At 64.1% G+C, this 26,039-nt stretch carries 23 protein-coding genes; 11 read left to right on the top strand and 12 right to left on the bottom strand.

Going from position 1 to position 26,039, the window contains the following annotated elements; genetic code table 11:
- Positions 1-290: 290 nt before the first annotated feature.
- Positions 291-1,877 (bottom strand): FMN-binding glutamate synthase family protein, encoded by a 1,587-nt coding sequence (locus tag EA187_RS16425; protein WP_115607124.1) that lies wholly within the window; start codon positions 1,875-1,877, stop codon positions 291-293.
- Between the two features lie 202 nt (positions 1,878-2,079).
- On the opposite strand from EA187_RS16425, the gene EA187_RS16420 reads away from it, so the two are divergent.
- The 3 genes from EA187_RS16420 to EA187_RS16410 all read left to right on the top strand — a co-directional run bounded on the left by EA187_RS16420 (position 2,080) and on the right by EA187_RS16410 (position 5,197).
- Positions 2,080-3,534: a hypothetical protein gene (locus EA187_RS16420; RefSeq protein ID WP_127780969.1), complete on the top strand. Its 1,455-nt coding sequence runs from the start codon at positions 2,080-2,082 to the stop codon at positions 3,532-3,534.
- 91 nt (positions 3,535-3,625) lie between these two features.
- Entirely contained in the window at positions 3,626-4,249 is a 624-nt protein-coding gene (locus EA187_RS16415; RefSeq protein WP_127780968.1) for a sensor histidine kinase, read from the top strand.
- A gap of 327 nt (positions 4,250-4,576) precedes the next feature.
- Positions 4,577-5,197 (top strand): hypothetical protein, encoded by a 621-nt coding sequence (locus EA187_RS16410; protein ID WP_127780967.1) that lies wholly within the window; start codon positions 4,577-4,579, stop codon positions 5,195-5,197.
- Here the strand turns inward: EA187_RS16410 and EA187_RS16405 are convergent.
- The 3 genes from EA187_RS16405 to EA187_RS16395 all read right to left on the bottom strand — a co-directional run bounded on the left by EA187_RS16405 (position 5,194) and on the right by EA187_RS16395 (position 9,145).
- Complete coding sequence (locus EA187_RS16405) at positions 5,194-6,120, bottom strand: MaoC family dehydratase (protein ID WP_127780966.1); 927 nt, start codon at positions 6,118-6,120, stop codon at positions 5,194-5,196. The two genes, EA187_RS16410 and EA187_RS16405, sit on opposite strands and share 4 nt — an antisense overlap.
- Positions 6,120-7,964, bottom strand: coding sequence for a hypothetical protein (locus EA187_RS16400; RefSeq protein WP_127780965.1), 1,845 nt, complete (start codon positions 7,962-7,964; stop codon positions 6,120-6,122). Before EA187_RS16400 ends, EA187_RS16405 begins: the two co-directional genes overlap by 1 nt.
- Before the next feature lie 284 nt (positions 7,965-8,248).
- Positions 8,249-9,145 carry a TIGR01777 family oxidoreductase gene (locus EA187_RS16395; RefSeq protein WP_127780964.1) on the bottom strand — a complete coding sequence of 299 codons (897 nt, stop codon included), beginning with the start codon at positions 9,143-9,145 and terminating at the stop codon, positions 8,249-8,251.
- Positions 9,146-9,367: 222 nt separating this feature from the next.
- Between EA187_RS16395 and EA187_RS16390 the strand changes: the two genes are divergently transcribed.
- Positions 9,368-11,119 carry a GGDEF domain-containing protein gene (locus tag EA187_RS16390; RefSeq protein WP_127780963.1) on the top strand — a complete coding sequence of 584 codons (1,752 nt, stop codon included), beginning with the start codon at positions 9,368-9,370 and terminating at the stop codon, positions 11,117-11,119.
- Between the two features lie 22 nt (positions 11,120-11,141).
- Here EA187_RS16390 and EA187_RS16385 read toward each other — a convergent pair whose 3' ends face one another.
- Positions 11,142-11,807 carry a hypothetical protein gene (locus EA187_RS16385; RefSeq protein ID WP_127780962.1) on the bottom strand — a complete coding sequence of 222 codons (666 nt, stop codon included), beginning with the start codon at positions 11,805-11,807 and terminating at the stop codon, positions 11,142-11,144.
- Between the two features lie 392 nt (positions 11,808-12,199).
- Entirely contained in the window at positions 12,200-12,688 is a 489-nt protein-coding gene (locus EA187_RS16380; RefSeq protein WP_127780961.1) for a peroxiredoxin, read from the bottom strand.
- 56 nt (positions 12,689-12,744) lie between these two features.
- Here EA187_RS16380 and EA187_RS16375 point away from each other — a divergent pair, with 56 nt between their 5' ends.
- Positions 12,745-13,374, top strand: coding sequence for a cysteine hydrolase family protein (locus tag EA187_RS16375; protein ID WP_206524407.1), 630 nt, complete (start codon positions 12,745-12,747; stop codon positions 13,372-13,374).
- Between the two features lie 21 nt (positions 13,375-13,395).
- Here the strand turns inward: EA187_RS16375 and EA187_RS16370 are convergent, their stop codons facing one another.
- Complete coding sequence (locus EA187_RS16370; protein ID WP_115607141.1) at positions 13,396-13,803, bottom strand: hypothetical protein; 408 nt, start codon at positions 13,801-13,803, stop codon at positions 13,396-13,398.
- A 319-nt stretch (positions 13,804-14,122) separates the two neighbouring features.
- On the opposite strand from EA187_RS16370, the gene EA187_RS16365 reads away from it, so the two are divergent.
- Positions 14,123-14,488 carry an SPW repeat protein gene (locus EA187_RS16365; RefSeq protein ID WP_127780959.1) on the top strand — a complete coding sequence of 122 codons (366 nt, stop codon included), beginning with the start codon at positions 14,123-14,125 and terminating at the stop codon, positions 14,486-14,488.
- Between the two features lie 130 nt (positions 14,489-14,618).
- Here the strand turns inward: EA187_RS16365 and map are convergent, their stop codons facing one another.
- Complete coding sequence (map, locus tag EA187_RS16360; RefSeq protein WP_115607143.1) at positions 14,619-15,383, bottom strand: type I methionyl aminopeptidase; 765 nt, start codon at positions 15,381-15,383, stop codon at positions 14,619-14,621.
- 298 nt (positions 15,384-15,681) lie between these two features.
- Between map and EA187_RS16355 the strand changes: the two genes are divergently transcribed.
- Entirely contained in the window at positions 15,682-16,077 is a 396-nt protein-coding gene (locus tag EA187_RS16355; protein WP_127780958.1) for a hypothetical protein, read from the top strand.
- 127 nt (positions 16,078-16,204) lie between these two features.
- Positions 16,205-16,561: a hypothetical protein gene (locus EA187_RS16350; RefSeq protein WP_127780957.1), complete on the top strand. Its 357-nt coding sequence runs from the start codon at positions 16,205-16,207 to the stop codon at positions 16,559-16,561.
- A 33-nt stretch (positions 16,562-16,594) separates the two neighbouring features.
- Here EA187_RS16350 and EA187_RS16345 read toward each other — a convergent pair whose 3' ends face one another.
- Positions 16,595-18,958: a glutamine--tRNA ligase/YqeY domain fusion protein gene (locus EA187_RS16345; protein WP_127780956.1), complete on the bottom strand. Its 2,364-nt coding sequence runs from the start codon at positions 18,956-18,958 to the stop codon at positions 16,595-16,597.
- Positions 18,959-19,201: 243 nt separating this feature from the next.
- Here EA187_RS16345 and EA187_RS16340 point away from each other — a divergent pair, with 243 nt between their 5' ends.
- Both EA187_RS16340 and EA187_RS16335 read left to right on the top strand, forming a co-directional pair.
- Positions 19,202-19,720, top strand: coding sequence for a hypothetical protein (locus EA187_RS16340; RefSeq protein WP_115607149.1), 519 nt, complete (start codon positions 19,202-19,204; stop codon positions 19,718-19,720).
- A gap of 45 nt (positions 19,721-19,765) precedes the next feature.
- Positions 19,766-20,797 carry a DUF362 domain-containing protein gene (locus EA187_RS16335; RefSeq protein ID WP_127780955.1) on the top strand — a complete coding sequence of 344 codons (1,032 nt, stop codon included), beginning with the start codon at positions 19,766-19,768 and terminating at the stop codon, positions 20,795-20,797.
- Here EA187_RS16335 and EA187_RS16330 read toward each other — a convergent pair.
- A complete protein-coding gene (locus tag EA187_RS16330) occupies positions 20,774-21,067 on the bottom strand; it encodes a hypothetical protein (protein WP_127780954.1) in 294 nt (97 codons plus the stop codon). The genes EA187_RS16335 and EA187_RS16330 overlap by 24 nt on opposite strands.
- A 65-nt stretch (positions 21,068-21,132) precedes the next feature.
- Here EA187_RS16330 and EA187_RS16325 point away from each other — a divergent pair, with 65 nt between their 5' ends.
- On the top strand, positions 21,133-22,545 hold the full coding sequence (locus EA187_RS16325; protein ID WP_127780953.1) for a hypothetical protein: 1,413 nt from the start codon (positions 21,133-21,135) through the stop codon (positions 22,543-22,545).
- Positions 22,546-22,570: 25 nt separating this feature from the next.
- On the opposite strand, the gene EA187_RS16320 is transcribed toward EA187_RS16325, so the two are convergent.
- On the bottom strand, positions 22,571-23,074 hold the full coding sequence (locus tag EA187_RS16320; protein ID WP_127780952.1) for a DUF2505 domain-containing protein: 504 nt from the start codon (positions 23,072-23,074) through the stop codon (positions 22,571-22,573).
- Between the two features lie 240 nt (positions 23,075-23,314).
- Positions 23,315-25,993 (bottom strand): FG-GAP repeat protein, encoded by a 2,679-nt coding sequence (locus tag EA187_RS16315; protein ID WP_164856336.1) that lies wholly within the window; start codon positions 25,991-25,993, stop codon positions 23,315-23,317.
- Between the last annotated feature and the right edge of the window lie 46 nt (positions 25,994-26,039).

Raw genomic sequence — 26,039 nt, 5'->3', positions numbered from 1 at the left:
CCCTGCGAACCTGGCAAGAAATCAAAAGGCCGCAGGAAGGGATTCCTGCGGCACTGGAAAAATACGTTATTTCTGTAAAATTAACGTTTCTTTACCGCAGGAGGATCGGCGATCGGGCCGCCGAAGACGTGGCCGTTGCTGCCGGCAACAGGCCCGCTAATCTGTGGGAAGGTGGGGTTGGACATGGTCTTCCGAACTCTGCAGGTACTCGGGGCCCGGGGGGGCTCGCCGGATCATCTCCCCCACCGGGTGGGGGGCTGTTTCGGTTCAATCAGAAGGCGACGGCGAAGTCAAATCTCGACTTCAACACGCTCCTCGACGCTTGAATCGGCAGCAAGCCGGGGGAGGGGAATCGACTCGTCAGAGATACCAACAGGCTCTTTCAGCTCCACCGAGGGACGCTCGATATGCTCCACCGGGTAGCCAAAGATCTCGCGGGGGCTGCGCGCGCCAAAGCACTCGTCAAGGATCTCGAAATGATCCAGCGTCACTTCCGAGGGATGCGCCACGCCTACAGCGCGGGTCAACCACATCACCTCTTTACGCAACGTGACCATGTAGTTGGCCATGCGCGCGGCCTTGTTGGTCGGGTCGAGCCCGCGCATCAGCCAGCGGTTCTGCGTGGCCACACCCGCCGGGCAGCGCCCGGTATGGCAGGCCTGCGCCTGAATGCAGCCGATCGAGAGCATCGCCTCGCGGGCCACACCCACCATGTCGACCCCCATCGCAAAGGCCAACAACGAGGCCTCCGGAAACCCCAGCCGGCCGGTGCCCATAAAGACGATCTTGTCCTGAATACCACGGCTTGCAAAGATCTTATAAACCCTTGAAAACGCGAGCTTAAAGGGAAGCGCCACGTTATCCGCAAAGACCAGCGGAGCCGCACCGGTCCCCCCCTCCCCGCCGTCGATGGCGATAAAGTCCACGCCGCGATCGCCGGGCACCATCTTATCGGCGAGTTCCTCCCAGAAGCCCAGATCGCCCACGGCCGATTTGATGCCCACCGGAAGACCGGTAGCATCGGCGATGGACTCGACGAAATCGAGCAGCTCATCGACGTTGCCAAAAGCAGAGTGCGCCGCCGGGCTGATGCAGTCGCGGCCCATCGGAATGCCGCGAATCTGGGCGATCTCAGCGGTGATCTTCTCAGAGGGCAGCACCCCGCCGCGGCCGGGCTTGGCCCCCTGACTGAGTTTGATCTCAATGGCTTTTACCGGCTGCCCCTCCACACGGGCGAGCAACTCCTCCAGCGAGAAGTTCCCATCACGGTCACGCGCACCGAAGTAGCCGGTGCCGAGCTGCCAGATCAGTCCACCTCCATGCAGGTGGTAGGGCGAGATCCCACCTTCCCCGGTGTTATGCAGCGCACCGGAGATGTCACAGCCGCGGTTGAGCGCTTCGACCGCCGGACCGCTCAGCGAGCCGTAGCTCATCGCCGAAACATAAAACACCGACGTGGGTCGAAAGGCCTTCGCTCGCCCCCGTGCCCCACCCAGCACCTTGGCGCAGCCGATGGCGTGAAGCTCATCGTAATCCTCATCGCCCGGCTGCGGCTCGCGGTAGGGAAACACCGAAGGCTTGATCACCAGATAGTTCGGCGAGGTCTCCATGTCGTTGCCGGTACCAAAGCCGAAGTAGTTGTTTTGCTTCTTGGCCGACGCATAAACCCAGCGGCGCTGGTCGCGCGAGAAGGGGCGCTCCTCGGCGTTGTTGGTCACGATGTACTGCCGGAGTTCCGGCCCCACCGACTCCAGCATGTAGCGGAAGTGCCCGATAATCGGGAAGTTTCGAAGGATCGCGTGCTTGCGCTGGGTCACATCATAGACCACCACGAGCAACAGGAAGAGAAGTACCGCGCCGGAGATCGTCCACACCATGGGTAACCTCACAGTCCCAACGCCAGGGCGATGGGTTCGTTATGTTCGACTGGAAAAGAGGGGGGGGGCGACGTGTCAATCGGGGGCACGCTAACACAGCGATGGCTCGCTGGCCAAAGAAGGCAGCCTACTCTACGATAAGGTTTATCCTACATGGCCTATCGCCGCATTTTTCGCGGCCCTCCCGACCTCGGAACCAACTATGCGTCAGCCCTTTTTATTGCTCCTTCCGCTCACAATCACGACTTTCTCTGCCAGCTGCGATCGCACAAGCGAGCCGCCGCAAGATGTGCCCGCCAGCGAGCTGGCGCCTGCGACCTTTGTCGAGGCACTGCCCGAGACGATCACCTTGCGCGCTCTCAAGGAAGTCCCCACGCAGCCGCCCCGCTACGACATGGAGACGCTCACGCGCTGCCCTCTGCGTTATGAGTTTGCGGCCGAGACCTCCATTATGGCCCCCGAAGAGTTCAGCCCGACGGGACGCGCCCTCGACCTGAAAAGCTCTCAGCAGGGCTCGTTTAGCGCCCAGGTCGAAGGAGAGCACTGGGCACTGCGTGCCGGTACGATCGACCGATTTGAGGTTGTCGAAGACGAGCGGGTGCGCCACCCCGGGCTGGCCGCCGATGCCCTGGCACCCATCCTCCTCAATGCCGATGGGTCGGGCCTCATGGAGCATGACGGCCCCACCGCGCTTTGGTCGGCAATGGGGGAATTTCCCGGCCTGACGATCTTTTTTCCGGCCCTTCCCACCGAGGCCGCCCCGGGCAGCAAAGTCACCTGGAACCCGCGACTGCATCAACGCGGAAGCTCCAGCGAAGTTGAAGCGCGGCGCGGCAAAGCAACCCCTCCGCCCGGCTACACTCATCCCAAACCTCAGGGGACCACCCACCAGACCGAAGTCACCCTGGAGCGCTGGCTCGATCTTGGCGAGAGCCGTGCCGCGCTGCTCAGCGCCGAGTGGTCCACCGGGCCTTATAAGGAGTACATGAGCTCCAGTCAGGGAGCCATGCCGGAACCTGTTCACGTCACGATCAACAACACCGACACCTATGCCGCAACTTACGTCGTCAGTGAGGCCGGGCGAGTGCTCTTTGCGCACGTGCAGTCGACCCGCGAGCAACAGATCACCAGCACGGGTGGCATGCCCGAGCAGCACTTCTTCATCACCCTTAACGCGCAGATGAACCTGGTGCAGGGATGCGATGACCCGGTGCTCACGAGCACATCTGAGAGCTCCGACCTTGAGGCCGATGAAGCCACGCGCGCGGTCAACCGTTTCATCACCGCGATCAAACGCAACGATCTGGAGGCGCTCCATAACCTCCTTAGCCCTGCGCTTCGCGAGGAGCCGGGAAGTCGCGTCATCCTGGAGACCTTGCGCGCACATCTTCAGAAACACGGCCCCAACGCCCTCGGCCACCCCGAGTTGCCCCTCGATCTGACGGGCATTGAAAAGGGCCACCGTATGGAGTTGGCCGGCGCGTCGACACACCTGGCCGACCAGGATGAGAATGTGCTGGTGACGGCCTACTACACCGAGCCCATAGACGGGCAAACGCGCATCACCGGCCTGGGGGCAGACACCTCCTCCCGTACGATGCTCTGGGAGGTACTGGAGATCACCGAGAAGCGCTTCTTTTACAAAGGCAACCCCTGAGCTTGATGCCCGGCCAGCCAGCCTCGGCCGAGCGCCGAGGCTGACTGGTCCACCTTGCCGAGCGTGTTGCGACCGGTGCTGATGTGGATGCATGAGCGCCCCGATCACATCTTCCCACGGGCGCGTTGCACCTGCGCACATCGCAGCAGCGCACGCCGCGCTGGCAGGTCGGATTGCGGGCTATCGTGCTACGAGTCGTCGCCCGTTGTCGTTGGAAGCTGACACCAACCTCAGAGTTGATGCCGACGGTCGTCTCCACACCGGCTCGGAAGTCGGCATCCGTCTACGAATCGCACTGCAAGGAAGCCAACGCGCTCAAAGCGCGCTGCTTAACAGCCATAACGCCCGCCACCTCGTCGAAGTTCTCCAGGACACTATCGACGAAAACTTCAGTGGCATGTCCCGCATCACATCCATCGTCAGCGATCTTCGTGACGTTGCCCGTCCATCATCCTCACCGCCCAGGATGATTGTCGCCCTGCAAGACGTCACCACCACCTTGATGGAGATGGTCTTCAACGCCCTGCGTTACCAAACGAACGTCTCGCTGAAGGCCCCGCCCGAACTGGCTTTTGCGCGCGGCCACCCCCTGCAACCGGCCCAGGCCATACTCAACCCGAAACCGAACCCATGGAGCTTCACGCCCCGCAGCCCGAGAGCGAAGCGCCCGAAGAACCTTAAACTCGCCGAGTCCACCGGCGAGCTCATTTGCTGAAAAAAATAACAGGGAAAAAATCTTCAGCTTTTGCATTGCTTCCGACGCTCTCGTGGAGAGGATCACTGGCCATTCATCCGAAGGTCCACACTGCACCGCGAGTTCTTTATGCCTGGTTTCCCGCTCGTCGCCGTCTTGCTGGCGCTGCCCCTGTTATCTCCGTCGCCAGCCCTCCTTTCCCGGGCATCGCTGCCACACTCGACGTCCTCGAACACCTCGTATCAGCCCCTGAAGCGTGCAAGCGATCCCGCGTCTTCGGAGGTGCCCCCTCCCGACCTTAGCGGACGTTTTGCCCAGAAGCTGGTCACCACAGCGCGTGCAAGAGTGATGGGAGTCGGACGTGTCGATACCACCACAACTGCCTATCTCATCGTAGAAGTTGAGCAGGAGGGTACTCGCCTGCGCATGAAGTCTCGCGCGTGCAACGCCACCCTCGACGGCTCGCGAGTGGTTCGCACGACCATCCCCGATGCTTTTATCGAAAGCCTCCCCGAGCGCACGCGCCGCGGCACATTGCGCCGCGACGGCGAGGCATGGGTTCTCAACGTGGCCCGAGAGTGGGACATCCGCGGGGTTCGACTTCGCGACCCTGCCAACGAGGCCTTGCCTGAAGACGCCGACGACCCGCGCGTCTTCGACCAGGATGGCGATGGCCACCCCGGCCTCTCGGTGCAGGTCGAAGGACTCATCGACGGCGAAGTGCGCGTGGTGCAGCGCGGCTGGGACGAATACTCCTTCCCGATTCGCGATCCCGCCCATCTACGAGGAAGCGTACGCTGGCACAGCGAGCAAAGCGTCGTCGACGCCACCAGCCGTTTTCTGCGCGGTGGTCCCGAAGCTGAGCCCTTGCGCAACCCGGAACTCAATTACGTTGAGCTCAAACGCGTCGCCCCCTCGATCGACTGTCAGGCCTTGAAGTCTAGCCCCGACGCCGTCTTCGCCGATTAAGCGTGTTCGACCGGCGATACACTTCGCCCCACCCGCACCGAGCCTTCCAGGTGCGTCCGGCGACCATCGGGGCTCTGGCAACGAAGCTCCAGCTCTCCCGCCTCATCATCGGCGGGCCATGCTGCAATCCACAGCTGCGCTGGCAACTTCACCGGCTTGCGAAAACGCACCGACAATTCCAGCGAAGCCTTCACATCGACCAGCTCCTGCACCTCTCCCCAGGCGCGCGAGAGGGTCCACATTCCATGCGCGATCGCCCGATCAAACCCGAAGGGTCGCGCCGTCCACGGGTGCAGGTGAATCGGGTTGAAATCCCCCGAAACCGCCGCATAACGCCGCCCCAGATCTTCTGGAGCACGCACCATCACCGACACATTGGCGTTCGCTTGCTCCCCGACCTCCGGCGCCCTCTTGCTGCTCGACCGGGTCTTCGCGCGCTTCGAACGCACCGGCGAAAGCGCCCGAAGACGGCTCTCCCAGACGAGTTCCTCACCGACATAGGCCTCGCTGACCAGCGACACCACATAGCCGAGCCGCTCATCCCACTGCCCCTCATCGACATGCGCGCTCAAACGCAGCACCTCATCGAGCTGCACGGCGCGATGCTGACGCAGGCTGTTCTCAAGATGCACCAAACCCAGCGCGGGCAACCCGAAGTCAGCATGCGCAATGATCGCCGCGTGCAAAGGCGTCGCGAGCACCTGCAAATAGGGCAACGGCACAACACCATGGTCCGCAATTCCGCAAAGCTCCCGATAACGCACAAGCTCATCGCGATCCACGCGCACCCGATCCACACGTGCCCTCAACGCCTTCAACTCAGTCTGAGGCGTGGGCAGGGCGCGGCGACGCGCGGCGGCCTTGACATAGAGCGGACCCAGCGCCGGCAGCGCCTCAAACACCATCTCCTCATGCGTCCCCATCACTTCACCTCCCAGACCGCTTCACTCCGCCAGCTCGCCGGCCAGGCAGCCCCCTTGTTGCCGGGAATGCCTCGCCCCTTCAGGTCGACCACAAAATTATCGACATCGCCAAAAGCGCGCTCCGCATTGACCTTTTCGCCTCGCAACCGCATCGGCTCCAACGTGCCGCCCTGCGCCATCTGAACGACCTCATGAGGCCCGGGACGAAGATCGACGAGCTTGCCCTGGCGGCGCGGATTCATCAGTTGCTCCTCATTGCCAATCGGATCTGCCACCGTCTTGGCTTTGAGCGTCCACACCAAAAGCGAGGTGGGATCACGCCCCTCAAAGGTCTTCGCCAGAAGATCAGGCTGACCGTAAAAGGCCTTACCGATGTCGTTCTGATTGACCGGGCCAGCCATCAAGCAGAGGCCCGCAAGCAGGTCGCACCCCTCGGGAAGCTCCATCACCCCCATAAGCTCGGCGACCAGCCCGCTGCGCGCGGCACAGGCCCCGATCGCTCGCACGCACTGGTCCCAGTCCAGTCCGGCCCTCGCCACTTCGCGACGAGAGAGCCCCCCGATATAGATACGCTGCCCGGCCAGCCCGAAAGCCTTACGCCCCCGCTCCGCGTTGCGACTGAACGCTCGCCCAACCGGAAGATCGGCCCAGGTAGGCAGGGTCGCAATCACCCGATCGGTAACCTCATCAAGCCCCCGCTGAACCTCATGGATACGGGCCTGGCCAGCCGGCGTGAGCACATCAATGCGCTCAAGCATCATCAGGCGCTTGGCCCGCTCGCGATCACACCCCGTCCAGTGCGCAAACGCGTTGTAGGCCGCACGACCGGCCATCACCGTCAGTTCTTCGGGTACCACCATCCCCTGATCATGCTGATACTCCTCAGGTGCGCTCTCATCGGCGTTGCTCCCCGGCTGAATGCGCTCACTTCGAAACGCCATCAAATTCGCGCCAATCTTACGGCAGAGCTCCCGCTCCAGCGCGACCTCTTCACCGGGAAGCGCCCGCCCTACCTGCGCGACCAACGCCACCCGCCATCCCTGGGCGCGCTCTGCCGCCGTCAACCCGCACATTTCTTCGATCGCGCGCAACATCGGCCGGTTCTCCTTCCGACGCGGCTCGCTGCAAAATGGCGCCGAAAACACCTGCGCGCGCCTGCGTCCACACGAGGCGACCACCGCCGCACGCTCTATCGCGTCGGCGAGAATCCCCACGTGAAGCTGCTGCAAATACCCCACCGAGGGGATGTCATCCTCATGCCAGAACTTCTTGCGCAGCGCCCGATAAGGCACCGTCAGCAGGCTTTTTACCGGTTTATGACCGATCAGCGTCAAAAGCAGCGTGAAGGGCGTGCGGTACGGTCGGCTCAACACCACATGCGTGTACGAGGCGCTGTCCAACACCGGCGCATCCAGATGGCCCAGGCTACGCAGCACATGCGCCAGTCGCACGGAATCTTCCGGCCCGAAGCTCACCTGCCGGTGCCCGCGAAAGTTCGTCGACTGCCGGGCGCTCATCACGCCCAGCGCACACTCTTCAAAAAGCTCTCCTTCCCCAACCGCCTCGACAGGCCCGAAACCGCTCGGACGCTCGAGCGAAAGCAGCTGCAACGCAGCTTCTGCCTCACTCCGACTCAACGCGACTCGACGCCGGTAGCCCACCGGCGAGGCGCTGTGCAACTCCTCGGGAAGCGAATAGCGGGTCTTGCGCTCGCCGGGGGTTGCAAAACTCGCCATACGTCGACGCAGTGCTGTGGGAGGGGTGATCGCCACCGCCTCCACAGGCTTCTGCTGACAACCATCACCGGGGGCGTGCTCGGACTGCACTTCAGGCTCTGCGCTCATCATGCGCCTCGCTTCTGTGGGAGATTCAAGGTGTGTGCAAACACCGCAAGCCCTAGCCCGCGCCCGCGACTTTTTCAAGCCGAGGTGCGCCCTGGCGATCGCCCCCGGTGAGCCCCGCCAGCCCCAGGCCTGGCTCATCTCAAAGATCAACGTCGGCAAGACCAGCCCGCCAGGCGCATAGCCCCGCCATTGCAAGGGCGCGCCCCCGGTAGCGTTGAAACCAGCGTAGCGTCTCGATTAGCCTTCCCGACCCCACCGCCCCTTTGACCGAGCAGGCTCACGCCTCATCCCTTCACCGCCTCGCGCAGCGCCTCCTCCACCTCGGGATGCTCAAAGGTATAGCCCTCATCCTGGAGACGCTTCGGACGCACGCGCTGGCCCTTGAGCAGCATCTCTTCGGCCATCTCACTGCCCAGCGCCACCTTCAGTGCAAACCCCGGCGTCGGTACCACCGCCGGGCGATGCATCGCCTTGCCCAACGTTTTTGCAAACCCGGCGTTTGTCACCGGGTTGGGGCTGACCACATTGACCGGTCCCTCAAGCTGCGACTCCAGCAAGAGCCAGCGCAGCGCTCCGACAACATCTTCAAGCGCCACCCAACTCATGTACTGCCCGCCGCTTCCCATCGGGCCGCCCACGCCCATTTTAAAGGGGAGCTTCATCTTATCGAGCGCTCCCCCCTGCGAGGAGGTGATCACTCCAAACCGGGTGTTGACCACACGCACGCCCGCCCCACGCGCCGGCTCGCAGGCCCCCTCCCACGCCCGACACACCTCCGCTAAAAACCCCTCTCCCGATGCCGACGTCTCATCGACCCACTGACTCCCGGTATCGCCATAATACCCCACCGCCGACGCACAGATCAGCGTCCCGGGCCCCAGCTCCATCTTCGCCAGCGCCCCGGCGATAAGCTCGGTGCCCTTGACCCGACTCTCCAGAATCCGACGCTTCTGCGCTTTGGTCCACCGGCTCGCCGCCAGGCTCTCGCCAGCCAGATGCACCACCGCGTCAACCTCGGAGAGCGCCTCCTCATCCAACTCCCCACGCTCCACCGACCAGTAAATCCCCTCCCGATCGCGCGAGCGCACCATCGCCACCACCTCCATGCCATCGGCCTCAAGTCGCTTCCGCAACGCCCTGCCCACAAGCCCACTCGCCCCGCTGATCGCCACTCGTCTCATCGATTCAACCTCATGCTTCATCATCGCATCGCCGCGACCACCGGGCGACTTCGGCTGCGAAAACTAGAGCACCCCGCCTTGTTTTCAAGCCCCGTGTGTTTCCCTTCGCCCGTTAGAGGCATCGACACTCGCCCTTCGACTCTCTACAACGCGCCCATTCGCAGCATCTCTCCCTCTACCGCGTTGCGGTGAGAGCCACCGCCACCCACGTCCTGAGCGACGATGGTTTCTTCGACCTCCACATCACCGCGCTCGCCATGGGCCGGCGTCTACCGCGCCTCGCTGGCGCTGCTCCTCTTTTGCGCGCTCCTGGGGATTCCGCCGCACCTGAGCGCTCAACCCGCGCCGGTGATGCGCGTGACCGCTCAGAACAACGTCTCGCTCGCCAGCGGCGTCACGATCATCGCTGACCAGGAGGCGCGCTATACCCCGGCCGACCTTCGCGACCTACGACGCCTGGCCATCGATCTTCCCCTGCACACCGGCGGCACCCTCCCCTACGAGGTCGGTCGCCACGTCTTGCTCTTCGACGTCGTCAACACCTCGCCAGACCCCAACGTTGTCCTCTCCTTTCTGCTGCCCACGGTGCAGGAGATCGAGCTCATCGCCACCCCCAAACTCGGCGGCCTGCCTCACCATCTTCGCGCAGGGCGCAACCTTCACGCCCTCGACCGTCCCCTGCCGGTCATCGGCCACAGCCTCCCCCTCTCGCTCCGCCCCGACGAGCCCTACGAACTCGCTCTCTTCATCACCGCCCGGGTCCCGCCTCATATTCACCTCGGTGAGATCGAGCTGCAATCGAGACGCACCTTCAATCAACATAGCCTGCGCCTGCAGATCACGCTGCTACTCTCCCTGGGCATTCTGCTGGCGCTGACGGTGCACTCCCTCTCGATCTGGGCGCGGGTGCGCGAGCAGGTGTACCTCTACTTTGCCTGCTACGCCTTCGCCTCGGCGATCCTCTGGCTGACGCATTACGAGATCGTGCGCATTTTTATGCTGCCCGATCTCGACACCGGTCTGCTCAACCTGACGGCCAACAACGCCATGGTGCTCTTCGCGCTCCTCTTTGCCCGGGAGTTCTTGAGCCTGCGCCTGGTATCACCGCGGCTGGCCCGTGGTTTCGACGTGGCAACCCTGGGAGTGACGCTCCTTCTGGGCATCAACCCGGTGGTCAACTACACCCTGGCCTACCACCTGCAGGCCGGGTCAGCCGGGCTGGCCCTCGTGCTGATGAGCCTGGGCGTGTGGCGCTCCTGGCGCGCCGGGGTGAGCGCCGCGCGCATCTTCCTCCTGGCCTTCAGCCTGCTCTTTATCGGCGCCTGGCTGACCATCGCCGACGCCCTCTTTCTGGACCTCCCCACCGCCACGGTGCGCCTGGCCACCCTGGCCAGCACTGCCTTAGGAATGCTGGCGATGGCCTACTCGGTGGCCGAGCGCATGCAGCAACTTCAGGGCCGCGTCTCCACCGCCGAGAGCGTCGCGCGCACCGACAGACTCACGCGACTGCGCAACCGCAGCGCTTTTGAGGAAGACATCGCCGCGATGCTCGACGCCGCCCAAAACCCCGACGTCATGGTCGTTTTCTGCGATCTCGATGGCCTCAAGGCCATCAACGATGAGCAGGGCCACAAATACGGCGATGAGCTTCTCTTCGCGTTTGCCGACGAGCTGCGCCAGGGCTTTCGCGACATCGACCACATCTACCGCATCGGTGGCGATGAGTTCGTGCTCCTCCTCCCCAACCCCGGCCCCCCCGACGAGCGCGACTGGCTCAACGAGCGCTTCGCCCGCATCCTCGATCGTTTGCGCAGACAGGGCTTCACGCACGCCGACGTCAGCACCGGCGCCGCCCACCTCGAAGAGGTTGAGGGCGACCCGATGGATGCCCTGGCCCTGGCCGACAGCCGCATGTACCACGCCAAGAACGCCAAAAAGAGCGCCGCAAAACATCGCAAACGCTCTCTGGCCTGAACCACGCCCCCCTTCACACCACTCACTCCTCGATCGTCACCTCCAGGCGGAAGCTCCCCTCCGAGAGCAACTCCCCATCGACGATGATGTAGCTGGGCACGCCGCCCGGCGCTTCAAAGTCGAGCGTCTCCACGCTGCCCGGCCCATTGAACACCGTCCCATCCAGACACACCGAGGTCTCACACCCGCTGCGCACGTAGATCATCGGATCAAAGCTCACCTCATTCGGCTCGACGCGAACCCGGTAGGCGGTCGTCTCGGTCGGATTCACCACGTAGATGAGCTCCGGCCCACTGATGCGACCGCTGGGGCAACCCTCGCCATCGGCATCCTGATTCTCCGGCGCGCCCGCCGTGCTCTGCGCTTCCAGCACGCCGCCACCGGTCATATCGATGGCCTGCTCACAGCTCGTGCCATCGCCCGAGGGCGTCTCATCGGCGTCAGGCTCCTCGGCGTCGGACTCGTCCGCATCCGACACATCGGCATCGTCGGTATCGCCGGCATCAGAGATATCGGCATCGTCGGCATCAGCCCCATCGGCGTCCGGTGCCACATCGCCGCCGGCGTCACCGCCGCTATCCTCAATCGCGCCAACATCGGAGGGATCGTCAACGTCGCCAGCACAACCGACCATCCCCGCGCCACACACCAGCGCCAGACACACCATCTTCCACATCACACCTTTCATCGCATCTCCCGACATCATCCTGTTGCCCTTCATCCACGTCTCGTTCGAGCGCACCGCCATACGGCTCGCCACCTGCGATCAGCAGTGATAGCATCAATGCCATCGTCATTCATCTCCCCGGGGAGAGCGTCACAATCGCCCCGCCCCGGGCTCGCTGCGTCATCACCGCTGCGCCTTGGAGCGCCTCGGGCGGTGCTTATGCTCATTCATTGTGCCGATTTTTCGCTACAACCCCACGCGCGCCCGCCTCCACGCCGTCTCGTCGCGCCGCTTCACGGAGGAAGCACTCTTATGGCTTTGACCCCCGAATCCTTTCGAAAAAGCCCCCATCTGCAGGCCACACTGATGATCTGCAGCGCACTTATCACCCTTCTCGGACTTGGAGCCTGGGCCTACTTCGGTGCCTGAGCGCGGACCTGCAACGCCGCACGCAGCGCATCGAAGAGTTCATCGGCACCGCGATAAAACACGCTGACCTTTTCGACAAAGATGTAGGCCAGCCGCCCATCCTGCCCCACCAGAAAGTAGGCCCGATGCGCCCTCCCCCCCGACATCATCCCGGTGCCGGCGTAGGCGTCGATCACCTCGCGTTGCGGATCGGCCAGCAGAGAAAAGGGAAAGTGATGCTCCTCTGTGAAGCGACGGTGCTTATCGATGGTGTCGTCGCTGATCCCCAGCATCTGCACACCCAGCGACACGAAACGCTCGTAGCTGTCGCGGTAGCTGCACAACTGCCGGGTGCATACCGGCGAAAAATCCCCGGGGTAGAACACAAGCAGCACCGGCCCCCGCTCAAGCGTTTGACTCAATCGCACCGGACGCCCCGATGCGTCGGGCAGCTCAAACTCCGGCGCGCGATCTCCGACCTCTAACTTCGCCATCTTTGACCCCGGATGCGATCTCCACCTGCCGACGCTCACGATGTTGCCATGGAGTTATGATGCCGCTCACCGGCCTGCCTGACAAATCTTCGCTGGAGCTGCCCGAGCTCCCCATCACCCAGAGCCTCACCTTCGACCCATCGCGCACCGCGCTGATCGTCGTCGATATGCAAAATGATTTTGTCGATCCCGACGGCTCGCTCTTTGTCGAGGCCGCCCCCTCCACCCTGCCGGCCATCGATGCCCTGGTGGCGAGCGCGCGCAAAAGCGGCGCGCGCATCGTCTTTACCCGGGATACCCACCCCGACGACGATCGTGAGTTTGAGATCTGGCCGGTTCACTGCGTGGAGGGCTCCTGGGGCTGGCAGCTCGTCGATCGACTTCAACCTGAGCCCGGCGACCATATCCTGCACAAAGCACGCTACGACGCCTTCTACGGCACCGAGCTTGAGCATCTTCTCTCACGCGTCTGGAAGATCGAGACGGTGATCATCGTCGGCACCGTCGCCAACATCTGCGTCGCCCAGACCGCAGCCTCCGCCGGGCTTCGCTGGTTCGATGTGGTCGTTCCGGCCGACGGCATCAGCGCCCTGACCGACTTCGATCAGGCCTCGACCCTGCGCCAGATCACCTCCCTCTACAACGGCAAGGTGGTCGCGCGCGGAGCCGACATCACCTTCGGCTGAACACGCCGCGCGCGCCGCTTCTCAGGCGCGCCCCGGGTTGAAGGAGGGCGGGTCGCTGGCTGGAAAGGACTCCCGGACCGCCTCCTCCACCCGATCCTCATCGGCCGGAGCGGTTAACACCGCCGCTCTCTCAAGGTGCACCTCCTCAAGCGACTCGCAGATCGCCTCGAGACGATCATGGGTCTGCGCCTGCTCACGCTCCACGGCCTTGAGCGCGCGCCGGAGCACCTCTTCGGCGTTTTGGGCCTCATGCTGGTCGGCGGCGTGCGCCCGCAGCCACAGAGCGTCTTCCACCGCCTTCTCTCGCCGGCTCAGCGTGGCGTCAATCCGGGCCAGCAGCGCGCGCAAGCGACGATGCTCGCTCTTCCAAGCCCCCACCTCTCGAACCCAGCGCGCCACATCCGATACGTCCTGCGTCTTCGTACTCATAGCTCTCCCGGGTTGTAACGCCGTGAGTCCATGGTGACGCCTTTGGATGCGAGATTGAGAGCGACCTGAGCAAGGCGCAAAGCGCAGGCGATGCTTCAGCATCGTCGAGAATTTGCAACGCTGCTCAGAGTGCTCTCAATGCAGCAGACAGGGCATCAACGTTGCCTCACGGCGTAGTAACGTCTCACCACCGAAGTGACGAGCCCAAACCTGCTCACAACCCGTGAAATCTCAAGTCGCCCCCTGCCGGGCACAACGCTCCCCACAATGTGTCTACCTTCTTGCCTGAGAGCCCCTCGCCACCACGCCAGGAGTGATTATGGCCACCCTCACCAAGTCCCCTCGCCGCGCCGCGCTGGTCTACGCCTTCATCCTCATGGCCGGCATCTGGCTGTTACTCTCCCCCTACCTGCTGGGGTTTGCCTGGGAGCAGAACGCCTGGTGGAACGCAACGCTGATCGGCGCAAGCCTCACGCTCATCGCGCTCCTGCGCTTTGCCAATCCCACAGGTCTCACCGGCCTGCGCTGGACCACGCTCATCGTCGCCCTCTGGCTTATGCTCAGCCCCTTTGTTGCAGACTATTACGACATCCGCGCCGCGTTCTGGAGCGCCTTTATCGTCGGTGCCCTCACCCTGATCGTGGCCAGCAGTGAGGCGGCAACTCGCCCCCTTCGCGCCACATAACCCAGACATATCGGACACTTAGAGCACTGCCACCCGGACCTCATCGGGGATGCCCGACCAGACCGCCACAGGCCGGGCGTCCTGCGACAGCGCGTCCCCCCCGGGCGTCATGCCTGCTTTGAGGTGCCCCTCACCCCACCGGCGTCGCCCCCGGGCGACGCGTCAACACGATCGGCTCATCACGGGTAATGATCATCGTATGCTCGAACTGCGCCACAAGCCCCCGGTTCTCGGTGAGCAGCGTCCAGCCGTCGTCGCTGTCTTCGACCTCTTTGGCCCCCATCGCCAGAAAAGGCTCAAGCGTAAGCACCGTCCCCTCTTTAAAGCGGCGCTTCTCGGTGCGGTCGTAGAAATGCGGAATGAAGCTGGGCTTCTCATGCAGGCTACGCCCGATGCCATGGCCGCCCAGGTTGCGAATCACGGTAAACCCGCGCTTTCGGGCCATCGTCTCCACCACGCGCCCCACCATCTGAATGGGGCGACCGTGGCGCGCCATGCTCATCGCCTTCTCCAACGCTTCCTCGGTCGCGCTGAGCAGGGCCTGCTGCTCCTCGGTGATCGTGCCCACCCCGAAGGAGGCTCCCGAATCCCCGAAGAATCCATCAAGCTCGGCCGACACATCGATGTTCACAAGATCCCCATCGGCGATCTCCAGATCGCCGGGGATGCCGTGTGCCGCGCGGTGGTTGACGCTGATGCAGGTCGCTCCCGGGAAGTTGTAGACGAGCTCCGGAGCTGAACGCGCCCCGTGCTTATCGAGGTAGGCGCGCCCGATCGCGTCGAGCTCCCCGGTGGTCATACCCGCCTTAAGGTGGTCGGCCATCTCCTGGATGGTCTCGGCGACGATGCTTCCGATACGTCGCAACTTCGTCAGATCAGCTTCCGAAATGGCCATGGACGATCCCTGAAGAAAAAGTAGCAAACCCCGCAGCATGCGGGCCTGCCCCCTTATGTCACAGTCACGCAAAAAAACTCAAAACGATTTCTTGGCCTCGCCACCTCCGGCAGCGGGCCGCTCAGACCCGCGCAGTGTCGTCGCCTGCGCCCGACTGTCAACCCGCAACGCATCACCGGGCAACGCCGCATCACCCTGTTTTGTGCCGCGGCCGCCGCCCCTACCTTTGATCAGGAGCCTTGATCCAGGAGCCCCGTCAGCCCGGGGCATCGCCCTGTCGTGCTTAAGGAGCCCAACGATGGAACATCCTCACCCGCAACGCCTTCGCCCTCCTCCCCGCGAGCGTTTCGCCGACGATTTCACCACCTTCGATCTGGTGCGCACCTTCGAAGCCCTCGATCGCGAGGAGAGCGTCTCAACCGACGGCCACCGCCAGATCACCCTCTTTAAGCGAGGCCCCTTCACGCTGATGGCGCTCAGCTTTGAAGCCGACGCCTCCTGGCCGCGCCACCTCACCGACGGGGTGGTCACCCTGGAGTTGATCCGCGGCCACCTCGACATCTTCACCTCGGAGGGCCGCCACACCCTGCTCGACCGGGGCTTAAGCGTCATTCAACCCCGCGTCGCCCTCTCGATCCACGCCCCGAGGCCCTCCCACCTGCTCATGGGCGTGTACCTGGAGCCCGAGGACTGATCCCCGAAACGCCGAAAAGATCGCGTCGGTCGGCAACATCTGAAGATCCGACGCGATAACAAAAGGGAGAGGCGCGCCCCTCACCGGGTGCGCTGCCCTGGACTTCGACCTTTTAAGGGGGATGAATATGGCCCGCTCTTACCACTGCCGTGCTTCGCTCAAACCCTTCGATCACGCCCGCGCGCTGAGCCGGCTTGAAACCCTCTTCAACGCCCGCAGCGAGCAGCCTCGCCAGCCCTTAAGCGAGCTTCGCGCCGCGTTGTTCGAGGCCAGCTCCACCGCCTCATCTCTCGAGCGCACAGTCATCGCCCTGGCCACCCACCCCGACGCGGGCGCCGACGCGCTGCTTCATCACCCCGCCCTTTGTTTTGACTGCCCGCGCCGCGCCTTCGCGCTGACCATCGCCCGCAGGCTGCGCGCGCGGCGCCGGAGCCTCTCCGAATCAAACTCCGACGCCGCTTCATCTGAGCGTCGCGCGGCCTGAACGCCGCGCAGCCCCAAACCACAACGCGATAAATCAGCCTTCGCCCAGCTTGCGCTCGAGCATCTCGCGCACCTTCACCGCGTCGGCCGCGCCGCCGGTGGCGCGCATCACCTGCCCGATGAAAAAGCCCAGCAACGTGGTCTTGCCCTCGCGGTAACGCGCCACGTTATCGGGGTTGCTGGCCATCACCTCGTCGATCACAGGCTCCAGAGAGGCCGCGTCGCTGACCTTCTCCAGGCCCCGCTCGGCCACAATCGTCTCCGGATCGCCGGCCCCCTCCAGCACCGCGGCAAGTACCTCGCGACTGACCGCGGTGGTGATGCGGTCGGCGTCAACCATCTTCACCAGCGCCGCCACATCCTCCGCCGAGAGCGCGAGCGTGGCGACAGTCTGCTCCTCGGGCACCAGCGGCAGCACCTCGTTGACGATCCAGGGTGCCACAGACGCCGGGTGCTCGTAGGCAACAAGCGCCGCCTCAAAGAAGACGGCCAGGTCCATATCGCCGCTGAGAAGATCTGCGTCGTCCTCACTCAACCCCAGCTCCTGACCGTAGCGCACCTGACGCTCAGCCAACTCCGGGTTGGCCGCGCGAGCCTGGTCGCGCTCATAGGAAGCCGGGCGCTTATTCGGACGATCATCGCTCGACGAGGCCTTCGCACCCGCGTCCTTTGCGGACTTCTCGGCCTTCGGCTTTGGCGTTGCCTGCTTCGGCTCGTCCTTTTTCTGCTGCTTCGACCAGGAGTCCCGAAGCCCCACGATGCGGTTAAAGACCAGCACATCCTCGTCCGTGCTCGCGTCGCGCCAGAAGTACCCCTGACGCTCAAACTGGTAGCGCACGTCATCGGCGTCATCGACCACGCTGGGCTCAATATAGCCCCGGGCCACGACCAGCGACTCCGGGTTGAGGTAGTCTTGAAAATCGACGTCCGCGTCGCCGTCGGGACGCTCCACCGTGAAGAGGCGATCGTAAAGGTTGAAGGTAGCCGGCTTCGCCTCAGCCGCACTCACCCAGTGGATCGTTCCGCGGACCTTACGCCCGTCCGGCGTCGACCCCCCGCTCGACTCCGGGTCGTAGGTGCAGCGCAGCTCTTTGAGCTCGCCGTCCTCCCCGTAAATCGCCTCCTCGCAGGTGATGTAGTAGCCGTAGCGCAGGCGCACCTCCGCCCCGGGCTTGAGCCGGTACCACTTCTTCGGAGCGTCCTCCAGGTAGTCGTCGCGCTCAATGTAGAGCTCGCGGCTAAAGGGCACCTTGCGCGTGCCTTCCAGCGGCACATCGTGGGGGAAGTAGTCGGCATCGAGCCACTCCACCTGACCTTCGGGATAGTTGGTGATCACGACCTTAACCGGATCGATGACCGCCATGACCCGCGGCGCCTTCATATTGAGCACATCGCGGATCGCGTATTCCAGCAGCTGAATGTCGACGGTGCTGTTGGCCTTGGCCACGCCGATGAGCTGGCAGAAGTTGCGCAGCGCCTCCGGTGGCACCCCGCGACGTCGCATCCCGGCGATGGTGGGCATACGCGGATCATCCCAGCCTTCCACAACCTCATCGCGCACGAGCTGCAGAAGTTTGCGCTTGCTCATCACCGTGTAGCCCAGGTTGAGCCGCGCAAACTCATACTGATGCGGCTCGCTCTCCACCGGGCAGTTGGCGATCACCCAGTCATAGAGCTCGCGGTTGTTCTCAAACTCCAGGGTGCAGATCGAGTGGGTGATCCCCTCAACCGCGTCTTCGAGCGCGTGGGCGAAGTCGTACATCGGGTAGATGCACCAGTCGTCGCCGGTGTTGTGGTGGGTGGCGTGGCGGATCCGGTAGATCAGCGGATCACGCATGAGCATGTTGGGGTTGCTCATGTCGATCTTCGCGCGCAGCACATGCTCGCCATCGCCAAACGCCCCGGCGCGCATCTTCTCGAGCAGCTCGAGGTTCTCCTCCACGCTGCGATCGCGGTGAGGGCTGGGACGGCCGGCCTCGGTGAGCGTGCCGCGCATCTGGCGGATCTCCTCCTGACTCTGGCTGTCGACGTAGGCCTTACCCTCTTTCACCAGGTGCACAGCACAGGCGTACATCTTCTCAAAGTAATTCGACGCAAAATAAAGATGCTCGCCCCAGTCATAGCCCAGCCAACGCACGTCGTTCTGAATCGAGGCGACGTACTCCTCATCCTCGGTGAGCGGGTTGGTATCATCGAAGCGAAGATGACACTGGCCGCCGTACTTCTGCGCGATGCCGAAGTTGAGCACGATCGACTTGGCGTGGCCGATATGCAGGTAGCCGTTGGGCTCGGGCGGAAAACGCGTCACCACGTTGACGACGCGCCCGGCCTCCAGGTCAGCGTCGATGATGTCGTGGATGAAGTTCGAAGGCGTCGGGGTGTCGGAGGGGTTTGTCATGATCTCGGAGCTTTAAATGAGAAGGGAACCATCAACTCGGGGCCCGCAGGCGAAGCTCAGGGGCATTTCGCGCTGTAGCCTATGCCAGAGATCGCGGCGCGCCAACACCCACGATGCAAAGGCCAGGATCGTGGCCGATAAAGAGGACTGGCAGAAAACACCCCGGGCGATTTGAAAGCCCCTCGTCCGGGGTCTATTCTGGGGGCTGACACGCCCCTCTGCCTGCTCGCCCGGAGATAATGCATGCTTCGCAACTTCCTTTTAAATGCCTGGAGCCACGCTCCCGCCCGTGCCGTCATGCTCTGCTTTGGCGGCCTGCTCGGCGGCCTGGCGTTGAGCACCCTCTGGAACGCCGGTGAGTTCAGCTCATGGAGCTTTGGCCTGAGCACGACCTTTGCACTTGTGTGGGGCGACTGGTTTCTTCGCCGCGACCAACACAACGTCGATCCCGCTGCGGTCTTTGCCAGCTTTGTCACCACAGGCTACGTGGCCTTCTGGATCCTGCGCACCTTCTTTATGGGCCCCCAGGCCGGCCCCTTCGCCGATGAACTCTGGACGGTGCCCAACATGCTGGCCAATGGGGCCTTCGGGCTCTTCACCTTCCTGGCGCTGGGGTCGGTGGGCGGGCTGACCTACCGTGCGGCACGGGCCACCTGGCACATCGCGCCGACTCAGCGAGGCATGCGCGCGATCGCGATGGTCGTACCGGTGCTCTTCTTTCTACGCCTCTTTGAGAGCATCGCTCGCACCATGAGTTTTTGAGCGCCCCTCGTCGCGTCGCATGCACAACATGACCCCGGGCTTCGTATGGATCGCCGTAACTTCCTGAAGCACCTCGCAGGTCTGAGCGCACTGGCGGCGAGCGGTGCCTGGCTCGGTTGCGCGACCCCGACAACCGCGGCGAGCCGTCGCCTTCCCCTGCAGGTGGGCGCGAGCACCGAGAGCCCGACACTCGCTCGCACGCCTGTGGCGCTGATTGCGGCGACCGATCGTCGCCAGGCCACCGAAGAAGCGCTGGCACTTCTCGACATCACGCTCCGGGGCAAACGCGTCTTCGTGCAGCCCACGCTGCATAGCGCGCAGCCTCCCCCTTACTCCACCCACACGCATATCCTGGCGACGCTGGCGCGCCATGCACGCTCCCGGGAGTGCACCGATCTTGTGGTGGCAACCCGTCACCCGCACCACTCCACCGCGGCACTCTTTCGGGCCAAACAGCTGCCGACGATGGCCCGGGAACTCGGCTTCGATCTCCTGGCGCTCGATGAGCTCCCCTCGCATCAATGGCGCCATGTGCGTCCCGAGCATTCTGCCTGGGAGCAGGGCTTTGCGCTGCCCCGTCAGGTCATGGATGCCGATGTTTACCTTCAGCTCACCACCGCACTGTCCGAAGCTGAACCACCGCATCTTCGCATGGCACTTCACGGCGCACGGGGGTTGCTGGGCGTCCGCATTCCCGGCTCCGAGCATAACCTGGATGAGGAGCTTACCGGTTGCGACGATCCTATCCCGCGTCAACTGGAGCTGGTCGAGGCGCGCACCCCGGACCTGATCCTCCTGGATGCCATCGACGTCGCCGCATCGGAATCTTCGGGTGAGCGGTGTGGCGTCTTCGTGGCCGGCCTCGACCCGCTGGCGGTCGATGCGGTGGGGCTGGCGCTCTTGCGTCGCTACCAGCCTGCAAAGGCCACAGCCGAGCATGCGATCTTCGAGCATCCACTACTTCAAGCGGCCGCCTCGCGCGGCTCACTGATCGCCTCGGCACGCGAGATCGAGTTTCTCACCGACAAGGCCAGCGCTCCGCTGGCCGAGGAACTACGCGCGCGGCTCGGAGTCTGATGTGTCGTGCGCCTCGCCAGACAGCTCGCCGTCCAAGGAGGCGGCCCCCATCCCGAGCAGTGCGTCGCGCTGGCGGGCGAGGCGCACAGCGGTAAAGAGCCCGGCGAGCACCACCACCGCCAGGATTTTTGCCCCCCATTCAGCGGCGACCGACTCCAATCCGCTGGCCACCGTCATCCCCACATAGAGCACGCCGAAGCTCAGCAGGATCGCACCGAGCTCCAGCGCGCGAAAGAGATTAGGGTTTTGCTTTCTTTGACCGGCGCTCATGGGCACACTCCTGATAACGTCTGACCTGCTGGGTCTTTTTACACCTTTCTGCTGCACGACATCGCATGCACAGCGCCCGATCACAACCTCGGAGACTCGCCAGCACGCTGACGCTCCTGCTCTTCATCGGCCTGAGCGCCTGTGAGCGCGTGCCGAGTGAAGCGCAACTGTCCCACAAGAACGCGCCGACACTGACGAGTGAGACTGCCCTTACGCATGCAGTCGACCTGCACACCCACGCCCTGCCCGACCTCTTCGACGCCATCGCCCAGAGCGGTCGTCCCAACCTCGACCCACGCATCGCCGCACTCCGAGACACCGCCTCCGAGGGCCTCGACCCCGAGCTTCGAGAGCTCCTTCATAGCGCCGTGGCTCGCTTCGACGATCCCCACCTTCACGGCGACGACGACGCCTGGCTGCGCGACTTCGCCCATAGCTGGAACGTCCGCCAGGCCGAGCTGAACCTCCCCACCCGCCTGGTTCACCAGACCCGCGAGCATCACGGCCACTACAGCTACGCTCCGCAGACCTTTGTCATCGAGGCCCGCCAGCTCATCGACATCAACCGTCGCCCCGTAGAGGTGGAGTGGCGACGCCGCCTCGACCAGGGCGCGCTGGCCAGCCCGCCCACCTTCTACGCGCCAGAGGTCGGCGTGCCGGCCGTCACCACCGATCGCGCGCTGCACACCGTGCAGGAACACATCCTGCCGATGCTCACTGACACCACAGGCAAGCGTCACGCCGCCCGGCGCGAGGCGCTGCGCGCCGAGCTCCGGCTGCACCTCAACGACCAGCTCGACCCGCTCCTCGCCAGCCTGCACCACCGCGAGGCGCTCGCTGAAAGTGAGCGTGCCATCAACGCCGCCGGCGCCCGCTGCACCTCCCCCTTTCGCCTGCCGCCGCTGCCCACCCGGGGCTACGCGCCCGAGACGCTGCAACGCCTTCAGCAGCGCGCCGCAACGTTGTCAGCCAGGGGCTGCGACGCCCTCACTGCCTCCCACCTCGATGCTCTGACGTCGCATAGCCACGCGCTCCAGCGCTCTCCGGAGCTTGATCGCAGCCTGGCCGAACTCCTGCGGCTCCTCCTCACGCAGCAGGCCGGCCTGGCCGCCACGCACGCCCTGCTCGACGCCTACGACGCTGGCGATATGGCCCCCTGCTCCCATGCGTACTGCGCCGGGCTCACCCTCCCGGAACAGGCCGAAGTCGCCGCCTACCTCGGTGCCACAAGTCGTGGCAAGCTCCCCACAACCATGATGGTGATGCTCTGCCGCGATTATCGCTACGGCAGCGCCGAGGTGGCCTCGGCCTGGCTGCGACTCCTGCGCGACGCCGAGCTTTCGTGTGATGCCCCCTGGCCCGAAGATGCTACGCAACGGCTCGCCGAGCTCGCCAGCGCGCACATCCCCGTCGCGCTCAACGTGGCGCCACAGGCCATCCCGACGCTGGCCGGCTTGCCGACGCCGCGCGTCCGCTGAGTATCGCCCCCCCGCTTTAAAAAACTCAGGCGTTGGCCAGCCCGCGCTCCTTGACCATCTCGCGCGCGATGCGGGCGGCCTCCTCATACGAGGACTTGATGTTCTCGGTGAGCTTGCCCTCCATCTTCTTACCGACCAGGGGAATGCGAATGGCGATTTCCCCCTCAATGGTTCGCACGCAGCCGGCCCCGGTCGGGCTGACCCGGGTCACCCCCTGCGCATCAATGCGATCGGCAAGCACCGCCGGCTTGACCTTCCACGTCAGCTCGCCCTTCTGACGATCGAGGGCGTTGGTCTGCTCAAACTCAAAGCTCTCGGTGCCCAGCGCTTTTGCCATCATCGCGGGCATCTCTTTGAGCGAGACGCAGCGCAGGCGCTTCGTCTCAACAGCGCCCTCGGTGGCGCTCTCCAGCACTTCCCGACGCACGCCGGTGGCCTCTTCGAGGCGGCGGTCAAACTCCGGATCGTCAAAAATATCCCAGAGCAGGTCAGCGGGGCAGTCAAAAGGGTGGGTCATCGTAAACTTCATCGCACACTCTCAAACTCAGATGATCTCAACGTCGGCGTGGACACGCCGACACCACACGATAACGCCGTGAGGCCATGGTGACGCCTTTGGATGCGATCGTGAGAGTGACCTGAGCGAGGCGCAAAACGCAGGTGATGCTTTCGCATCGTCGAGGATTTGCAACGCTTCTCAGGGCGCTCTCCATGCACCAGACATGGCGTCAACGTTGGCTCACAACGTCGACTCTCAAACGCGCAGACCTTATTGCACAATCGTGCAGACGACGTCTTCAATAAGCGCGCTGGCGTTTTCGGGGTTGCAATCGCGCACCGGCGCCTCCCCGCTTCCGTCATCGTTGGCCACAATGAGGAAGTCCAGGCTGCGGTTGAACTCCGATTCCTGCGCCTCATAGCCAAAGACGAGCTGCGCGGTCCCCCCCGGAGAGATCACCCGATCGATGGTCTCAACCTGAAGGTGGCGAGTGCCCGCGCCGTTGTAGATGGCCACGGGCAGGCCCGAGGGAACCGCGCTGCGGCCAAGGTTCTCCACCGTCACCGAGAAGGTGATCTCCGGCGGGCAGCCCCGCACGTCGGCCACCGCGCGGGTCACCGCCACGTCCGGCGCGTTGAGCGGAACCTCCCCCTGGCGGTTGGCCCGGAAGGTGTTATGCGTCGTCCAGGGCATCTCGGGCGAGGAGACAATCTCGCCATTATCCCCAACATTTTCAATATGATAGGAAAAATGGTTCCACACCGATCGGGTGCGCACCCAACGATCTTCGGGATCCTGAAGCGCCACCACCCCGGCGGTGCCCGCGTCGCACCAGGCCGGGCGTGAGCCTCCGCCCTCGGGGTGGCATTCCGGGTAGCGATCGGCGCGGGCGTTGATGGAGTCGCGGCAATCGCGGCTGAACTGATCGTTGTTGCCCGCGACCACAATGTTGGTGCGGCTGTCGCCGTTCACATCCACGATGATCGGGTACTCGCTGGAGGTACGGGTGGTGTTGGGAAAACGGAATTGCGGGCTTCCGGTGCTGCCATCGAAGACCATCAGCAGGCATTCATCGTTGTAGACGACCTCATTGCGACCGTCGCCCTGGAAGTCAAAGACCGAACTTCCGGTGCGGCTTGATGAGAGATCCTGGATGTAGACGCTCCACAACACCCCGTCGCCGGTCCCGCCGCTGGCAGCAAGCGCCGGGCAGGCTTCCACCTCAAAACAATCTTCGCCGCGGGTGCAGGGCGCGATCTCGGGCCGCGTGCAGCCGGGCTGGTCTTCATCGACCGAGCCCACGCAGTCGTTGTCGAAGACGGTGTAGCAACCGCTGCCGGCGATGCCGAACTCCCCGGAGCCGTCCCCGTCGAAGTCGGCCACAATCGGGCCTCCGCCGTTGCCGCCACCCGGAAGCGACGACTGACGCAGAAGCTCACCGGACTCGGCGGCGACCACGTAGACGTTGCCGTTGCCGGTGATCACAAACTCGGGCAGGCCGGCGCGCTCCCCACCCACGACATCGCCCATCGCCGAGTACATATCCGGACCGGTGGGAATCTGCTCGGTGTTACACCAGACCTCATCCATGGTGCCGGCGTCGAGGTTGGGGCGCCACAGACACCCCGAGCCCAGAATCTCCAGCTGCCCGTCGCCATCAACATCGATGAGGGTGGGGTAGACGTAGCCGCCGCTGCGGCCAACCAGCACGGCACCGGTGGCACCGTCGAGCACTCGCAGTGCAGCGATGACCTCCACCGCGCCATCCCCGTCAACGTCATAAAGCAGCGGCGAACCTTGATTGATGACCGCATCGGACTGACGCCAGAGGTAACAGCCATTCTCATCGAGAGCAGGATCGGGGCAGCTCTGCAGGTCATCGATCATCGAGACGCGGCCGGATGCGGTGACTGCGATTTCATTGCGGCCGTCGCCGTCGACATCGCCCAGAGCGATCTGCGCACCAAACGCCAGGCCATGGGTGCTGTTGGTGTAAATCGTCTCACCCGATTGCCCGTCGAGCACCACCAGCACCGCCGAGGTCGTGGCGCCCGGGCGGTAGGCTGTGAACACGGTGTTGGGCAGGCCGTCGCCGGTCACATCGGCGACCATCGGCGTCATCATGACGTTGGCATAAAGACGCTCGCCAATCTCAACGCCCTCCCAGCGCCAGAGCACGTCGGGCTCAAAGTCGTCGAAGTCGTACTCGAGCTCACAGACCAGATCGTCGGGGAAGTCGTCGGGCATGCAGCGGCCGAGCGCCGGGTCGCAGTACTCGCCAAAGTCACACTCTGAGAAGAAGTCGCAGCTGGCGCCGGGGGTGCGGCACTCCCCAAAGACGCAGACATCGCCCCGGGGGCAGCAGATCTCAAATGTGTCGCCGCAGAGCTCGCCCTGCCCCTCACAGCTCGGCGCGCACTCCCCGCGGGGACCGCATACCGGAGCGTCACCCTCGCAGCAGATCTCGTTGCGCTCACCGCAGTACTCACCAGCGCAGGCCGGCACACAGGCCGGCGCGCCATCAACCTCACCGCAGACTTCATCGTCGCCGCAGCAGGTTCCGTCGCAGTACGTCGCGCTCTGACAGATGCAGCGCCCGGCCATGCAACGCTCGCCATCGGCGCAACCGGCCTCCTCGGTGCAGAGGCAGCGGCCGATCGTGCAGAGTCCACTCGCGCAGGCGGTCGTCTCCGAGAAGCCGGCACCGTTGGCGTCGCAGACCCGCACCGAATCACCGCCGATGCATTGCGACTCCCCCGGCTCACAGAGCTTCTCCTGACAGCGCCCCTCGCTGTCGCAGTAAAAGTCCTCGTCACAGGGGGTGTCCTCATCGCAGCTCACGCACCCCTCGCCGGTGCACTGGCTCGGGGCTACATCATCGGAGCAAGCCAGACTCCATACCCACGCCACGCCTACCAGCAGGAGTCGCCACCCAAACCATCGCGCCATGATCGCCATCCTCAAGGAGAACATCGTGGCGCACCACCGCCGGGAC

It is taken from the genome of Lujinxingia sediminis (assembly GCF_004005565.1).
GTDB lineage: Bacteria > Myxococcota_A > Bradymonadia > Bradymonadales > Bradymonadaceae > Lujinxingia > Lujinxingia sediminis.
This window is presented reverse-complemented; position numbering and strand designations above follow the sequence as displayed.

Excerpts from the sequence above, each read along its gene's own strand:
- EA187_RS16350 (WP_127780957.1), top strand. The coding sequence starts at position 16,205 with ATGGCCCGCTCTTACCACTGCCGTGCTTCGCTCAAACCCTTCGATCAC.
- EA187_RS16370 (WP_115607141.1), bottom strand. The coding sequence starts at position 13,803 with ATGAGTACGAAGACGCAGGACGTATCGGATGTGGCGCGCTGGGTTCGA.
- EA187_RS16320 (WP_127780952.1), bottom strand. The coding sequence starts at position 23,074 with ATGAAGTTTACGATGACCCACCCTTTTGACTGCCCCGCTGACCTGCTC.
- EA187_RS16355 (WP_127780958.1), top strand. The coding sequence starts at position 15,682 with ATGGAACATCCTCACCCGCAACGCCTTCGCCCTCCTCCCCGCGAGCGT.
- EA187_RS16395 (WP_127780964.1), bottom strand. The coding sequence starts at position 9,145 with ATGAGACGAGTGGCGATCAGCGGGGCGAGTGGGCTTGTGGGCAGGGCG.
- EA187_RS16380 (WP_127780961.1), bottom strand. The coding sequence starts at position 12,688 with ATGGCGAAGTTAGAGGTCGGAGATCGCGCGCCGGAGTTTGAGCTGCCC.
- EA187_RS16365 (WP_127780959.1), top strand. The coding sequence starts at position 14,123 with ATGGCCACCCTCACCAAGTCCCCTCGCCGCGCCGCGCTGGTCTACGCC.
- EA187_RS16385 (WP_127780962.1), bottom strand. The coding sequence starts at position 11,807 with ATGAAAGGTGTGATGTGGAAGATGGTGTGTCTGGCGCTGGTGTGTGGC.
- EA187_RS16315 (WP_164856336.1), bottom strand. The coding sequence starts at position 25,993 with ATGGCGCGATGGTTTGGGTGGCGACTCCTGCTGGTAGGCGTGGCGTGG.
- map (WP_115607143.1), bottom strand. The coding sequence starts at position 15,383 with ATGGCCATTTCGGAAGCTGATCTGACGAAGTTGCGACGTATCGGAAGC.
- EA187_RS16420 (WP_127780969.1), top strand. The coding sequence starts at position 2,080 with ATGCGTCAGCCCTTTTTATTGCTCCTTCCGCTCACAATCACGACTTTC.
- EA187_RS16330 (WP_127780954.1), bottom strand. The coding sequence starts at position 21,067 with ATGAGCGCCGGTCAAAGAAAGCAAAACCCTAATCTCTTTCGCGCGCTG.
- EA187_RS16415 (WP_127780968.1), top strand. The coding sequence starts at position 3,626 with ATGAGCGCCCCGATCACATCTTCCCACGGGCGCGTTGCACCTGCGCAC.
- EA187_RS16345 (WP_127780956.1), bottom strand. The coding sequence starts at position 18,958 with ATGACAAACCCCTCCGACACCCCGACGCCTTCGAACTTCATCCACGAC.
- EA187_RS16425 (WP_115607124.1), bottom strand. The coding sequence starts at position 1,877 with ATGGTGTGGACGATCTCCGGCGCGGTACTTCTCTTCCTGTTGCTCGTG.
- EA187_RS16375 (WP_206524407.1), top strand. The coding sequence starts at position 12,745 with ATGATGCCGCTCACCGGCCTGCCTGACAAATCTTCGCTGGAGCTGCCC.
- EA187_RS16335 (WP_127780955.1), top strand. The coding sequence starts at position 19,766 with ATGGATCGCCGTAACTTCCTGAAGCACCTCGCAGGTCTGAGCGCACTG.
- EA187_RS16390 (WP_127780963.1), top strand. The coding sequence starts at position 9,368 with ATGGTTTCTTCGACCTCCACATCACCGCGCTCGCCATGGGCCGGCGTC.
- EA187_RS16410 (WP_127780967.1), top strand. The coding sequence starts at position 4,577 with ATGGGAGTCGGACGTGTCGATACCACCACAACTGCCTATCTCATCGTA.
- EA187_RS16340 (WP_115607149.1), top strand. The coding sequence starts at position 19,202 with ATGCTTCGCAACTTCCTTTTAAATGCCTGGAGCCACGCTCCCGCCCGT.
- EA187_RS16400 (WP_127780965.1), bottom strand. The coding sequence starts at position 7,964 with ATGAGCGCAGAGCCTGAAGTGCAGTCCGAGCACGCCCCCGGTGATGGT.
- EA187_RS16325 (WP_127780953.1), top strand. The coding sequence starts at position 21,133 with ATGCACAGCGCCCGATCACAACCTCGGAGACTCGCCAGCACGCTGACG.
- EA187_RS16405 (WP_127780966.1), bottom strand. The coding sequence starts at position 6,120 with ATGGGGACGCATGAGGAGATGGTGTTTGAGGCGCTGCCGGCGCTGGGT.